General features: G+C 38.5%; 7 protein-coding genes, 2 tRNA genes and 3 rRNA genes. 1 reads left to right on the forward strand and 11 read right to left on the reverse strand.

What is annotated here, in order from left to right:
- Nucleotides 1-304: 304 nt before the first annotated feature.
- The 6 genes from rrf to HN014_RS20650 form a co-directional block, all read right to left on the reverse strand.
- Nucleotides 305-412, reverse strand: a 5S ribosomal RNA gene (gene rrf, locus HN014_RS20625).
- 142 nt (nt 413-554) lie between these two features.
- A 23S ribosomal RNA gene (locus tag HN014_RS20630) occupies nt 555-3,376 on the reverse strand.
- A gap of 165 nt (nt 3,377-3,541) precedes the next feature.
- Nucleotides 3,542-3,615 (reverse strand) — tRNA-Ala (locus HN014_RS20635).
- A gap of 91 nt (nt 3,616-3,706) precedes the next feature.
- A tRNA-Ile gene (locus tag HN014_RS20640) sits at nt 3,707-3,780 on the reverse strand.
- A 69-nt stretch (nt 3,781-3,849) separates the two neighbouring features.
- Nucleotides 3,850-5,375, reverse strand: a 16S ribosomal RNA gene (locus HN014_RS20645).
- The 16S, 23S and 5S rRNA genes sit together here with 2 tRNA genes alongside, the layout of an rRNA operon.
- Before the next feature lie 733 nt (nt 5,376-6,108).
- A complete protein-coding gene (locus tag HN014_RS20650; protein ID WP_176030721.1) occupies nt 6,109-6,807 on the reverse strand; it encodes a DUF4294 domain-containing protein in 699 nt (232 codons plus the stop codon).
- 97 nt (nt 6,808-6,904) lie between these two features.
- Between HN014_RS20650 and HN014_RS20655 the strand changes: the two genes are divergently transcribed.
- Entirely contained in the window at nt 6,905-7,993 is a 1,089-nt protein-coding gene (locus HN014_RS20655) for a M42 family metallopeptidase (RefSeq protein ID WP_176030722.1), read from the forward strand.
- A 58-nt stretch (nt 7,994-8,051) separates the two neighbouring features.
- On the opposite strand, the gene acs is transcribed toward HN014_RS20655, so the two are convergent.
- The 5 genes from acs to HN014_RS20680 form a co-directional block, all read right to left on the reverse strand.
- Nucleotides 8,052-10,004, reverse strand: a complete 1,953-nt coding sequence (gene acs, locus HN014_RS20660) for an acetate--CoA ligase (protein ID WP_176030723.1) — start codon at nt 10,002-10,004, stop codon at nt 8,052-8,054.
- A gap of 121 nt (nt 10,005-10,125) precedes the next feature.
- A complete protein-coding gene (locus HN014_RS20665) occupies nt 10,126-10,491 on the reverse strand; it encodes a response regulator transcription factor (RefSeq protein ID WP_176030724.1) in 366 nt (121 codons plus the stop codon).
- Nucleotides 10,492-10,521: 30 nt separating this feature from the next.
- Nucleotides 10,522-13,206: a sensor histidine kinase gene (locus tag HN014_RS20670; RefSeq protein ID WP_176030725.1), complete on the reverse strand. Its 2,685-nt coding sequence runs from the start codon at nt 13,204-13,206 to the stop codon at nt 10,522-10,524.
- Between the two features lie 304 nt (nt 13,207-13,510).
- On the reverse strand, nt 13,511-15,301 hold the full coding sequence (locus HN014_RS20675; RefSeq protein ID WP_176030726.1) for a sodium:solute symporter family protein: 1,791 nt from the start codon (nt 15,299-15,301) through the stop codon (nt 13,511-13,513).
- 21 nt (nt 15,302-15,322) lie between these two features.
- Entirely contained in the window at nt 15,323-15,610 is a 288-nt protein-coding gene (locus tag HN014_RS20680) for a DUF4212 domain-containing protein (protein WP_176030727.1), read from the reverse strand.
- Nucleotide 15,611: the final 1 nt, after the last annotated feature.

Below are 15,611 nucleotides of genomic sequence, written 5' to 3' on the forward strand. Positions count from 1 at the left end.
CTAACCTAATACTAAAAAACCTTCTTTGATGAAACAGGAGAAGCTTTTTTAGAACTGTAACCATAATGTTCTTCCTTCAGCCCTAAGCACTGCTTATTTTCCAGCCTTTATAGACCTTTATACTAAATTGTCCTCAGTCTGATAAAACAACAGGATATCATAGCCTTTTTAAGCGATACTAAACGCTAAAACAGTTCTCTACTATAGGATGGGGGGGGGTATTTAGGCTATAGGTAGTAAGTACACCTGCTGAGAACTATACAACAAAAAAAAATGCCCTCCATTAAACAATGAAGGGCATCAAAAAAGGCGGCGACCTACTCTCCCACAGTAGTAGTACCATCGGCGCTAACGGGCTTAACTGCTCTGTTCGGAATGGTAAGAGGTGAGCCCCGTTGCTATAACCACCTTAAGTCTTTATAGCCTTGTGTTATATTTAAAAACACAACTACATAATATTTTAACATATTGATCAATATAAAACTCCTGTTTAATACTGTAAATAAAAAGCAAAATCATAAAGCAAGTCTTCACCCCGACAATAAAGCCGGGGCGCGCATAAGCCTATGGGTTATTAGTACTACTCGGCTATGACATTACTGCCTTTACACCTATAGCCTATCAACGTGATCGTCTATCACGACCCTTTAAAGAAATCTCATCTTGTGGTGGGTTTCGCGCTTATATGCTTTCAGCGCTTATCCCTTCCGAACGTAGCTACTCTGCAGTGCTCCTGGCGGAACAACAGATACACCAGCGGTTCGTCCAACTCGGTCCTCTCGTACTAAAGTCAGATCCACTCAAATTTCTAACGCCCACTACAGATAGAGACCGAACTGTCTCACGACGTTCTGAACCCAGCTCGCGTGCCACTTTAATGGGCGAACAGCCCAACCCTTGGGACCTTCTCCAGCCCCAGGATGTGACGAGCCGACATCGAGGTGCCAAACCCCCCCGTCGATGTGAGCTCTTGGGGGAGATCAGCCTGTTATCCCCGGAGTACCTTTTATCCTTTGAGCGATGGCCCTTCCATACGGAACCACCGGATCACTATGCTCTACTTTCGTACCTGATCGACTTGTAGGTCTCTCAGTCAAGCTCCCTTATGCCATTGCACTCTACGCACGATTACCAACCGTACTGAGGGAACCTTTAGAAGCCTCCGTTACTCTTTTGGAGGCGACCACCCCAGTCAAACTACCCACCAAGCACTGTCCTCATCTCTGAGTTAGGCTTCGAATAAGCAAAGGGTGGTATTTCAACAATGACTCACACACGCCTGGCGACGCATGATCGAAGTCTCCCACCTATCCTACACATTACTTATCCAAAGTCAATACTAAGCTATAGTAAAGGTTCACAGGGTCTTTTCGTCCCGTAGCGGGTAACCGGCATCTTCACCGATACTACAATTTCACCGAGCTCATGGCTGAGACAGTGTCCAGATCGTTGCACCATTCGTGCAGGTCGGAACTTACCCGACAAGGAATTTCGCTACCTTAGGACCGTTATAGTTACGGCCGCCGTTTACCGGGGCTTCAATTCAATGCCTCGCCGAAGCTAACATCTCCTCTTAACCTTCCGGCACCGGGCAGGTGTCAGGCCATATACGTCATCTTTCGATTTAGCATAGCCCTGTGTTTTTGATAAACAGTCGCCTGGACCTATTCACTGCGGCCCTGATTGCTCAGGGCGACCTTTCTCCCGAAGTTACAGGTCTATTTTGCCTAGTTCCTTAGCCATGAATCTCTCGAGCACCTTAGAATTCTCATCCCAACTACCTGTGTCGGTTTACGGTACGGGCTGCAGCCACTCGCTTTTCTTGGTAGTCGATTCGCTAAACTATCACATTAACCGAAGTCTCTGTGTACTATCAGGGTATTACTACTCCCTTCAACGTACTATTCCGTCAGTACGCGTTAACTTCTCGCCTACGTCACTTTTAACGTGGTGCAGGTACAGGAATATTAACCTGTTGTCCATCCACTACCCCTTTCGGGTTCGCGTTAGGGCCCGACTAACCCTCAGCTGATTAGCATAGCTGAGGAAACCTTAGTCTTTCGGTGGGCAGGTTTCTCGCCTGCCTTATCGTTACTTATGCCTACATTTTCTTTTGTAGATACTCCAGCAAGAATCGCCTCTCACCTTCAACGCAACTACAATGCTCCCCTACCACAGATATTTCTGTCCATAGCTTCGGTAATATGTTTATGCCCGATTATTATCCATGCCAAACCGCTCGACTAGTGAGCTGTTACGCACTCTTTAAATGAATGGCTGCTTCCAAGCCAACATCCTAGCTGTCTAAGCAGTTCAACCGCGTTTATTCAACTTAACATATATTTAGGGACCTTAGCTGATGGTCTGGGTTCTTTCCCTCTCGGACATGGACCTTAGCACCCATGCCCTCACTGCTGATAAACATTTTATAGCATTCGGAGTTTGTCAGGAATTGGTAGGCGGTGAAGCCCCCGCATCCAATCAGTAGCTCTACCTCTATAAAACTATATCAACGCTGCACCTAAATGCATTTCGGGGAGTACGAGCTATTTCCGAGTTTGATTGGCCTTTCACCCCTACCCTCAGGTCATCCCAAGACTTTTCAACGTCAACGGGTTCGGTCCTCCACTTTGGGTTAACAAAGCTTCAACCTGCCCAAGGGTAGATCACACGGTTTCGCGTCTACTCAACCTAACTTAAACGCCCTATTCAGACTCGCTTTCGCTACGGATACAGTGCTGAACACCTTAACCTTGCTAGATAAAGTAACTCGTAGGCTCATTATGCAAAAGGCACGCCGTCACCTTAATAGGCTCCGACCGCTTGTAAGCGTATGGTTTCAGGATCTTTTTCACTCCCTTATTTAGGGTTCTTTTCACCTTTCCCTCACGGTACTGGTTCACTATCGGTCTCTCAGGAGTATTTAGCCTTAGCGGATGGGCCCGCCAAATTCAATCAGGATTACACGTGTCCCGACCTACTCAGGATACTACTATCAATAAGAAGCTTACCTATACGGGACTATCACCCTCTATGGTATGTCTTTCCAAACATTTCTAATTCAATCCTTATCAAATATTGTAGTCCTATAACCCCTATATAGCCGTAGCTATATAGGTTTGGGCTGCTCCGCGTTCGCTCGCCACTACTAGCGGAATCACTGTTGTTTTCTTCTCCTCCGGGTACTTAGATGTTTCAGTTCTCCGGGTTTGCCCTCCTTACGGAGTGATATATCTTCAATATACCGGGTTGCCCCATTCGGATATCTACGGATCAATCTGTATGTGCCAGTCCCCGTAGCTTTTCGCAGCTTATCACGTCCTTCTTCGCCTCTGAGAGCCTAGGCATTCCCCATACGCCCTTAATTAGCTTATGCGTTTTGCTTTTATGCTCTTTAGTTTTTATTTACTATATTTTTTTTAACACACTTTTTTTGTGCGCTCGTATTATTTTGATCAATATGTCAATGAACGTTATAAAACAGATAATTAATTTTAAAAATCAATATCTATTCTTGTAGTATAATAAATATACTACCTTGTGGAGAATATCGGAGTCGAACCGATGACCTCCTGCGTGCAAGGCAGGCGCTCTAGCCAGCTGAGCTAATCCCCCATATATCCAAGAAGCGTCTTAAAAACTCCTACAAAATGAAGTAGCTAAACTCAACTTCTAAAATTTCCAGTATCTATAAATATGAACTTCGTAGTCTCAGGCAGACTCGAACTGCCGACCTCTACATTATCAGTGTAGCGCTCTAACCAGCTGAGCTATGAGACTGCATATCTTAATTAACAGCTTAAGACTAAAAACAAATAAGAATAACCATAATTGTATCGTAATCTCTAGAAAGGAGGTGTTCCAGCCGCACCTTCCGGTACGGCTACCTTGTTACGACTTAGCCCCAGTTACTAGTTTTACCCTAGGCCGCTCCTTGCGGTGACGGACTTCAGGTACCCCCAGCTTCCATGGCTTGACGGGCGGTGTGTACAAGGCCCGGGAACGTATTCACCGCATCATGGCTGATATGCGATTACTAGCGATTCCAGCTTCACGGAGTCGAGTTGCAGACTCCGATCCGAACTGTGATATACTTTATAGATTCGCGCCTTGTCACCAAGTGGCTGCTCTCTGTATATACCATTGTAGCACGTGTGTAGCCCAGGACGTAAGGGCCGTGATGATTTGACGTCATCCCCACCTTCCTCACGGTTTGCACCGGCAGTCTTGTTAGAGTTCTCAGCTTAACCTGCTAGCAACTAACAACAGGGGTTGCGCTCGTTATAGGACTTAACCTGACACCTCACGGCACGAGCTGACGACAACCATGCAGCACCTTGTAAGTAGTCCGAAGAAAGATCTATCTCTAAATCATGCAACTTACATTTAAGCCCTGGTAAGGTTCCTCGCGTATCATCGAATTAAACCACATGCTCCACCGCTTGTGCGGGCCCCCGTCAATTCCTTTGAGTTTCATTCTTGCGAACGTACTCCCCAGGTGGGTCACTTATCACTTTCGCTTAGCCACTCAGTCCGAAAACCAAACAGCTAGTGACCATCGTTTACGGCGTGGACTACCAGGGTATCTAATCCTGTTCGCTACCCACGCTTTCGTCCATCAGCGTCAATAAATTGTTAGTGATCTGCCTTCGCAATCGGTATTCTATGTAATATCTATGCATTTCACCGCTACACTACATATTCTAACCACTTCACAATTATTCAAGACATACAGTATCAATGGCAATTTTACGGTTGAGCCGCAAACTTTCACCACTGACTTATACGCCCGCCTACGGACCCTTTAAACCCAATGATTCCGGATAACGCTTGGATCCTCCGTATTACCGCGGCTGCTGGCACGGAGTTAGCCGATCCTTATTCGTAGAGTACCGTCAGAGCAATACACGTATTGCGGTTTCTTCCTCTATAAAAGTAGTTTACAACCCATAGGGCAGTCTTCCTACACGCGGCATGGCTGGATCAGAGTTGCCTCCATTGTCCAATATTCCTCACTGCTGCCTCCCGTAGGAGTCTGGTCCGTGTCTCAGTACCAGTGTGGGGGATCTCCCTCTCAGGACCCCTATCTATCGTAGCCTTGGTATGCCGTTACCATACCAACTAGCTAATAGAACGCATAGCCATCTCTAAGCGATAAATCTTTAATTATTTAATTATGCAATCAAATAATACTATAAGGTATTAATCCAAATTTCTCTGGGCTATCCCTTACTTAAAGGTAGGTTCTATACGCGTTACGCACCCGTGCGCCGGTCGTCAGCAAGATTGCAAGCAATCTCCTGTTACCCCTCGACTTGCATGTGTTAAGCCTGCCGCTAGCGTTCATCCTGAGCCAGGATCAAACTCTTCATCGTGAATTCTTAAATATTATTTAGATTCAACAACTATGGAATTGTGTCTTCTCAATGATGTTTCTAGTCTTAATTCTAATGCTTATATATTTCTATATACGCGCTGTCAATCAATATGTTTATGAACGTAAGTCTAATCCGAAAATTAAACCGTCTTTTCGTACGTTAAATAGGAATCGAACCTTATTAAGTATCATCAATACTTTACTCCAGTATAACTATTTTTATGAACTCTTATCCTTTCGATAAGCGGGTGCAAACATACAAACCTTTTTTGTTTCTGACAAAACTTTTTTTAAAGTTTTTTTTTTACTTTTTTATAACAGTTTTTAAATCTTAAATAAACCATAGTTTACCTAACAAAAAACTTGCTATAATTACTCAGTAACTCACACCTACTCTCACAAGAAAACATGTATTTTACCGAAACAAAAAAGTGTGCTTTTTTATGATTTTTTAAAGCAAGTATCTCTAAATACTTACTCCTTTAAAATCCCCGTTTTCAATGAACATCAGCCCCTCGGCTAAGCGGGTGCAAACATACAACCTTTTTCATATTCAGCAATACTTTTTTTGCGTTTTTTTTAACCCAAAAACAGAAAACGCTGATTTAAAAAAAGATAGAATACTAAATTAATAAAAAAACATTTACGAAGAAGTATTTTTCGCCTCTTTTATTATTTAAACAATGCTTTTTTGTTACAAAAAACAGTTTTACTTGTACGAAAACTTTATTTTATTCTTTTTTATCACTCACTTTCGGTATTGCCCACTTATTTCTTAAGTCATAAAAACTAAAATCAAGAGCTGTTTTTTGTTCATCCAGGATATTTGCCTGAAAACTTCGCTGCAAAATATCCTCTATCCAATAATCTTCTTCTACATTTATTGGATCATATCCTTTTTTTAGGGAAATATTAAATAACCTGGCCGTATTATTATACCAAAATGCTTTCCATCCACTACGATGCTCCTTTACCAAATCAAACATAGTAACTCCTGTCTGTCTATGAATTAATTTTACTAAAATCTGCCCCTCTGTACGTGTCAGTTTCTTTAATTCTGCAGTAAATTCTTCTTCCATGTATTTCTGCAGCATTTTTACGTACTTCTTTTTCTTTTTTCTCGTAGTTATTTCGGCTAACCGATCATGAAGCACACCTAACCTATCTGCTGCCAATTTAGCATAAGGATATACTTTTCTTGTTTTCCTTCTTAAGATTAAGTATTTCCTTTTCTCTAGATTATCCTTGAATTTTAGTTTTCCCAGAATAATAACTTCATCAAGGTCAATTGCATCATGTGGTATTGTATCACCTTCTATTATATAATACTGAACATACTGGGTGGTATCTTTGGGGATGATGTTTTCTTCCTGTCCATAAAGTTTGGTTAACAGTGTACATAATACTATACTAAGTACATACTTTATCATAACAGTATTTTTTAATTTCAAAATTACTAATTAAGTAATCGTAAACTATTAAAACTATGTGAATATTATTAATTTCGCATAAAAACATATAGTACGCATGGCAAAAAAAAGTATACTTAATAAAAAATCTTTAGATTTTTTAGAAAAATATCTAAATAATGCTGCTCCTACCGGGTATGAATGGGAAGGGCAAAAAATATGGATGGATTATTTAAAACCATATGTAGATGAGTTTATAACGGACACATACGGTACTGCTGTTGGAGTTATTAATCCTAAAGCTCCATATAAGGTTGTTATAGAAGGGCATGCTGATGAAATTTCCTGGTATGTTAATTACATTACAGACAATGGTCTCATTTATGTTATAAGAAATGGAGGAAGTGACCACCAGATTGCAACTTCTAAAAGAGTTAATATTCACACAAAAAAAGGTATTGTAAAAGGAGTTTTTGGATGGCCAGCTATTCATACCAGAAAAGGTTCTAAAGAACAGGCTCCTACATTGGAAAACATTTGTATTGACGTCGGGTGTAATACCAAAGAAGAAGTATTGGAATTAGGGGTTCACGTAGGTTGTGTAATTACCTACCCTGACGAGTTTTTTATTCTAAATGAAAACAAATTTGTTTGCAGAGCTTTGGACAACCGAATGGGTGGTTTTATGATTGCAGAAGTTGCACGACTTTTAAAAGAAAATAAAAAGGAGCTTCCTTTTGGTTTATACATCACTAATTCTGTACAGGAAGAAATTGGTCTCAGGGGAGCAGAAATGATAACTCATACTATCAAACCAGATGTAGCTATCGTAACTGATGTATGTCATGACACCACAACGCCTATGATTGAAAAGAAAACACAAGGAGAAACAAAAATTGGAGATGGTCCTGTAATTTCTTACGCTCCTGCAGTTCAGAATAAACTAAGAGAACTTCTTATCGATACTGCAGAAAGCAAAAAAATTCCATTTCAGCGAATGGCTTCCAGCAGAATGACAGGTACCGATACCGATGCTTTTGCATATAGTAACGGGGGAGTTGCTTCTGCTTTAATTTCGCTTCCACTTCGATACATGCATACCACTGTAGAAATGGTACACCGTGAAGATGTAGAAAATGTTATTTCATTAATTTATGAAAGTTTATTACAAATAAAAGAAGGAGAAACCTTTAGTTATTTTGACTAGGCTTTTCATCGAAAAGAAAATAAAAACGGCTGTAATAATTTTACAGCCGTTTTTATTTTTACAAGGCATTCTCCATAATATCTTTTACAACATCTGGATTTAATAGTGTAGAGGTATCTCCTAGGTTACTTGTATCCTTAGAAGCTATCTTACGAAGAATCCTTCTCATGATTTTACCACTTCTGGTTTTAGGCAGTCCTTCTACAAACTGTACTTTATCTGGTTTTGCGATCGGACCAATAGTATTAGAAACCTGTTCTCTGATTTTGGCACGTAACTCATCATCCCCTACTTGATTCTCATGCAGAGTCACATACGCATATAAGGCAGTTCCTTTTATATCATGAGGGAATCCTACGATTGCTGATTCTGCCACTGATAAATGTTCATTGATTGCGTTTTCTATAGGAGCGGTCCCCAAATTATGCCCAGAAACTATTACCACATCATCAACTCTTCCTGTAATCCTATAATTCCCGGTAGCATCTCTATAAGCCCCATCTCCTGTAAAGTACATTTTATCATATGCAGAGAAATATACATCTTTATAACGCTGATGATCTCTATAAATAGTTCTTGCCATAGAAGGCCATGGATACTTTATAGCTAATCGTCCTTCTGATTTTTGTGATTTAAATGGAATTTCCTTTCCTTCTTCATCCATTAATACTGGTTGAATTCCTGGTAGAGGTAATGTTGCAAAAGTAGGTCGGGTTGGAGTTATTCCTGCCAGAGGAGAAATCATAATCCCTCCGGTTTCTGTCTGCCACCAGGTATCGACAATAGGAGAATTCCCTTTTCCTATATTATCATTATACCAGTGCCATGCCTCATCATTAATAGGCTCTCCTACCGATCCTAATACTTTTAATGAATTCAGGTCGTGTTTATTAACCAGATCCAGTGACTGCTTAGCCAATGCTCGAATAGCAGTTGGCGCTGTATAAAAATGAGTTACATCCAACTTGTCACAAATTTCCCAAAAACGACCATAATCAGGATAGCTTGGCACCCCTTCAAACATAACAGTAGTCACTCCAGCTGCCAAAGGACCATATACTATATAGGAATGTCCTGTAATCCAACCGATATCCGCTGTGCACCAATACACATCACTCTTAGGTTTTGATTGGTTTTTTACTCCTGTCGGTGCAAAATGATCACATTGAAAAACATTGGCAAATGTATAGGTCGTATACACCATATACCCTCCTATTGTGTGCACCATTCCTTTAGGTTTTCCTGTTGATCCAGAGGTATACAATATAAAAAGTACATCTTCTGCATCCATTACTTCTGCTGGGCATTCTTTTTCTGCTTTTTGCAACTCTTCAAACCAAAACTTATCACGTCCTGGAGTCATTGGTGTAGGCTCGACCGTCCTTCTATAGACAATAACAGTCTGGACTGTAGGAGTATTTTTCAAGGCTTCATCGCACATTTCTTTCAACTTCACAGGCTTACTTCCTCTATATACTTCATTTGCAGTAATAAGCATCTTACATGACGAATCATTGATTCGGCTAGCAATTGCAGAACTGGAAAAACCTGCAAAAACAATAGAGTGAATAGCTCCAATTCTGGCACATGCTAACATTGCGATAGCTAACTCCGGAATCATCGGCATATAAATACACACCCTATCTCCTTTTTTGATTCCATTGTTCTTTAAAACATTTGCAAAACGAGAAACTTTTACAAAAAGCTGCCTATACGTAATATGGCGAGATTCTTCATCTGGATTATTGGGTTCCCAAATGATCGCTGTTTTATTCCCTAATTTATCTAAGTGGCGATCCAGACAATTCTCCGTGATATTCAGCTTCCCTCCCTGAAACCATTTCACCTCGGGTTTCGTAAAATCCCACTCTAATGTTTTATCCCATTTCTTATGCCAGTAAAATTTTTCTGCGATCGCATCCCAAAATTCTTCTGGGTTTTCTACACTTTTTTGATACGCTTCTTTATACTCTGCAAAAGACCGTAGCTGGAGGGTTTCTCGTACTTCCATGATTTATGTTTTTATGGTTAATTTTTTATTTATGTCTTCAATTTTTCATGAATCAAATTCACGAATGGTTACTTTTTTATAAATAACTCCAGAAGTAGTTCCTGAATCTATCCTAACTTCATCAGATAAGTAATTTTTCTATTTCTGCAATTACTTTTTTGACCGAAAAAGGCTTTGTCAGATACTGGTCTACCCCCATTTCTAACCCTTTTTCTATATCTGAGGTTTTATTTTTAGCCGATAAAAAAACTGTTTTTACTTTTTTTAGTTTCTCGTGTTTTTTTATGTAGGATACGGTTTGATATCCATCTATATTAGGCATCATAATATCCAACAATACGACATCTGGAATTTCTTTTTCTAATAGTTGAATAGCTTCGCTTCCATCTCGAGCTATAAACACTTCGAAATTCTTCTTTTTGAAAGCGTATTCCAGTGACATCACTATATTTGGTTCATCATCTACAATCAATATCTTCTTTTTCATTTATACACATTATCTTTTCTTATAGAAACTCTATTTGGGTAATTCTATGACAAAACACGCTCCTTTTTTATGAGTTTCATCTAACCAAATCGTTCCATTATGTCTTTCTACAATCTGTTTACTAATCGCTAAACCAAACCCACTTCCTGCAGGCTTTTTTATATTTTGATTTTTTGATTGGTAAAATTTATCAAAAATATATCGTCTATCCTCCTTTAATACTCCTTTTCCGTTATCTTTTATCATAATCGCAACAGTTTCGTCTTTTTCCTGAGCTGTAATATTTATTGTTCCGATAGATTCTTCTACAAATTTTATAGCATTTGACAATACATTCACCAATACCTGTAATATTCTGTCTTCATCATAGGTAGCTAATACCCCTCCTTTGGATATCGCATTAGTAATGACAATTTCTTTTTTTTCTGCAATTGCCCGAACACCGTTTATTGCTTTCTTTACTGTCTTTTTAACATTATTCCTCCGTTTATCCAACACTTCTCTTCCCGAGGCTAATTTTTCCAAATCCAAAATATGATGAATCAGTTTGGACAGGCGTTCCGAGTCTTGCAAAATATTTTCTAAAAACCGTTTTTTATACTGCTCTGACATATCATCATCATCTAATAAAACTTCAGTTGCAGCTCGTATTGAGGTGATCGGTGTTTTTAATTCATGAGCCACAGTATCCAAAAACTCATCTTTAAGCTTATCATGAATCATGAGTTCTTCATTGGCTATTTTCAGCTCCTCTGTCAGATCAGTAAGTTCTTTTGATTTTTGCTTTAAAAATTTATTGGTAGAGATGGTTTTTTTATTTTCTTCTACTATTTTGATTACTTCCATATGGGTAACAGGTTCTTCTTTTACCACACTTGCTATTAAGATTCTAGACGAAGCACTCCCTATGCTACCAGTTAATAATTTTTCTGAAAAATTAATTAACCTGGAATCTGCTTTTTCGATTGTTTTGGGCAGGTTGTATTTTAGACAAAAAATATCCATTGCTCTTTTTGTTCGTTCTTCTCCCAAAAACCTGTTTAGCACTTTTTTTATATCCGCTACATAAGCTTCCCCTTTCCATATAAATGCGTTCTCCTGCAATGAATTAAAACGACAATTCACGAACATCTCTGCATAATTTCGTTCTCTGTAATTTACGGTAGTCAACAGAGAAACCGTTAGATAAATCAGGAGATTAAAAAACATACTCCAAAAGAAAGCATGGGTCACAGGTGTCAGAAAATCAATCCCAAATAATTGATACGGTCGTAGTGATTCTATTCCTAAAAAACCATAATTGATAAAATCTGTTTCTCCTAAAATTGCATCCCAAACAAATGGTAAAATCAATGTGTATAATGTTACTAATGTCCCTCCTATTATTGAAGACTTTGCTGCAATAGCAGATCCTCTGTTCCAATACAATCCTATAAAAAAAGAAGGTGCTAATTGTGCTATCACCACAAATGAAATTTGTCCGATAGAAAATAACGATAACTGGATATTAAAGTTTATATAAAACAAATAAGCCCCTACTATTAATGAAAAAATAGCAATCCGTCTAATATTCTTTATATAGTTAGCGTTACGTTCGGGTTTATTCTGACTGAATTTATCCAAAAAACCATATGGAATAATCAGATTATTACTAAGCATTGTAGACAAAGCCAATGTAGAAACTACAACCATTGAGATAACAGCTGAGAATCCTCCTAAAAAAACCAGAGTAGCTAAAAACACATTCCCATTTTGCAAGGGTAACAGTAACGTATAATAATCTGGGTTTACAGCTTCTGATAATTTTAACTTTCCTCCCCACGCAATAAAAATGACAAATACATTAAATAATAACAGATAAAGAGGAAACATCCATATTGCCTTTTTGAGATGTTTTTCTGTCGTATTTTCTATAATAGATACCTGAAATTGTCTAGGTAATAAAAAAATAGCAAAAAAGGATAGCCCAATCATTAAGCCCCAGTTAATCCCTGACTCTAACGTATCAAATGTTATTAATTTTTCGAAGTTCGCTGTTTTGGCTATTTTCTCATAAATATCAGTTGTTCCATCGAATAAGAAAAAGGTTACATATCCTCCTATAATTAAAAAAAATAATAATTTAATTACAGACTCAAAGGCTACTGAAAAAACAATTCCCCTTCTTCTAGAAGTAGCATCCGTAGCTTGTGTTCCAAAAAAAGCAGCGAATACTGCTAATAGAACCGCAATGTAAAAGGTAGAATCTTTTAGAATAGAGGATGACGAGTGAATGAGATTATCTGAAAGAATCGCGAACGTTTCTGAAATAGCTTTTAATTGTAACGAAATATAAGGTAATACACCTAATAAGCAGATAACTGTTACTAAAGCTCCCAAAAATCGATTATTCCCATATCGCAGTGAAATAAAATCTGCAATACTAGAGACTTTATGTTGTTTCGCTATAAATATCACTTTTTTTAGTAAAACAATCCAGAGCGGAAAAGCTATTACCGGTCCTAAATAAGTGGTTAAAAAGCTAACTCCTGATGTAGATGCAATCCCGACACTACCATAATAAGTCCAGGCAGAACAATATACTGCTAATGATAAGGTATACACATAAGGGTTATTAATCCAATTACTTTTTGCCTTTTTCTCTGCCCAGAAAGCAATCCCGAAAAGAAATAACAGGTATGCTACAATTATACATATTAGAAAATAACTATTCATAATACTTATTTAGTACTATTGCGGAAATCAATATAGCAATTGCCCAACATGCAAACAGAAAAAAATAAAGTTTTGGGAACCCTAATACTTGCCCAGATTCATTAAAAACAAATACTAAAGGTATATTGATCAAAAAGAACAATGTCAGGGATAATACGACTAATTTTTGTTGATGCCTTTTCTTCACTCAGTTTTATTTGAAAGTGCCAGTTTGATTTATGCTAGCTTAAAATAATCATTTTTTATCTTTTATAATAACATAACACTTCGAAGCTTTGGGGACACCTCGAAGTGTTTTTATTTTTTAATGATGAGAAGCTTCTCCTGCCCCACTTGGAATTCTTATATTTTCGACTATTTCCTGTACTTCTTCAGGAGGAGCTGTCGTCAGATGGCACACTACTAATGACACAACAAAATTGACAACCATAGCCACAGCTCCAAAGCCTTCTGGTGAAATTCCAAACCACCATTCACTGGACGGGGGCAAGGTGTCATCGAACCACCCTAGTTTATATTTGATCATATACAGAAGCATACATAATATCCCAATCACCATTCCTGCGATCGCTCCTTCTTTATTCATTCGCTTATAAAATATTCCTAATACAATCGCCGGGAAAAAAGAAGCTGCTGCCAGACCAAAGGCTAGAGCAACCACAGCAGCTACAAATCCCGGCGGATTAATTCCAAAATATCCTGCTACACAAACTGCAGCAACTGCAGAAAGACGCGCTGCTACCAGCTCTCCTTTTTCTGATATATCTGGTTTAATCATTTTCTTTATTAAATCATGAGAAACCGAAGAAGAAATCACTAGTAACAATCCCGCTGCTGTAGACAATGCAGCAGCTAATCCTCCTGCGGCTACCAAAGCAATTACCCAATTAGGAAGATTTGCTATTTCCGGATTAGCTAATACCATAATATCTCGATCGACAAATAGCTCATTTTTAGTAGCCGGATTTATGTTAGTAATTACTCGTTCTCCTGAAGTCCCCCTGTTTTTCCCGTCAAAAACAGGTTTGTTTTTGTTTCCTTTTACTGCATGTCCGCTAAAGTATTGTACTTGCCCATCTCCATTTTTATCTGTCCAGCCCAACAATCCTGTATCTTCCCAGTTTTTAAACCAGGTAGGAAGTGCTTCGTATTTTTTGTTATGAACTGATTCTATCAAATTAGTTTTAGAAAATACTGCTACAGCTGGTGCAGTCGTATACAAAATAGCAATTAGCAACAACGCATACCCAGCAGATTTCCTGGCATCTCTAACTCTTTTTACCGTAAAAAAACGAACAATTACATGCGGTAATCCTGCTGTTCCAACCATCAAGGCCAAGGTAATTGCAAATACATCTAAAGTTGATTTAGAACCTTCTGTATATGCAGAGAATCCAAGTTCTGTACTCAACCCATCTAACTTATCCAATAAGTAAGTCCCAGAACCATCAGAAACGGTATCTCCAAACCCCAATTGTGGAATCGGGTTTCCGGTCATTTGAATAGAAATAAATATTGCCGGAACCATAAAAGCAAAAATCAAGACACAGTATTGAGCTACTTGTGTATATGTTATTCCTTTCATCCCTCCTAATACAGCATAAAACAATACGATAATCATCCCGATAATCACTCCTGTATTTATATCAACTTCTAAGAATCTAGAAAACACAATTCCCACTCCTCTCATTTGCCCTGCTACATAGGTAAAAGATACTAACAAGGCACAAAATACAGCAACGGATCTAGCCGTTTTTGAGTAATATCTATCCCCTATAAAATCAGGCACTGTAAATTTTCCAAATTTTCTGAGATAAGGGGCTAATAATAATGCCAGTAATACATATCCTCCGGTCCATCCCATGAGATATACTGCTCCATCATACCCTGCAAATGCAATGATTCCTGCCATTGAGATAAAGGAAGCTGCACTCATCCAATCAGCTGCCGTCGCCATTCCATTAGCCAAAGGAGAGACCCCTCCTCCTGCTACATAAAACTCTTTTGTAGATCCTGCTCTGGACCAAATTGCAATTCCTATATATAAAGCAAAGGTCAACCCTACGAGGACATACGTCCATATTTGAACACTCATATCTTTTCTTTTTTTATTTTGTTATTTTTTCGTTTTATCAGCCATTAAATCTTTATCGTACCCGTACTTTTTGTCTAATTTGTTCATCAATCGTACATAAACAAAAATCAAGATTACGAATACATAGATAGATCCTTGCTGAGCAAACCAAAATCCCAACCTAAAACCTCCCAGACGTATTTCGTTTAACGCATCCTTAAATAAAATTCCTGCTCCGTATGAGACCAGAAACCATATCGCTAGCAATAGAAAAAGATATTTAACATTCTCTTTCCAATAAGCTTTTGCTTTTTTCTTTTCTTCTGACATT

It is taken from the genome of Aquimarina sp. TRL1, assembly GCF_013365535.1.
GTDB classification, from domain to species: domain Bacteria; phylum Bacteroidota; class Bacteroidia; order Flavobacteriales; family Flavobacteriaceae; genus Aquimarina; species Aquimarina hainanensis.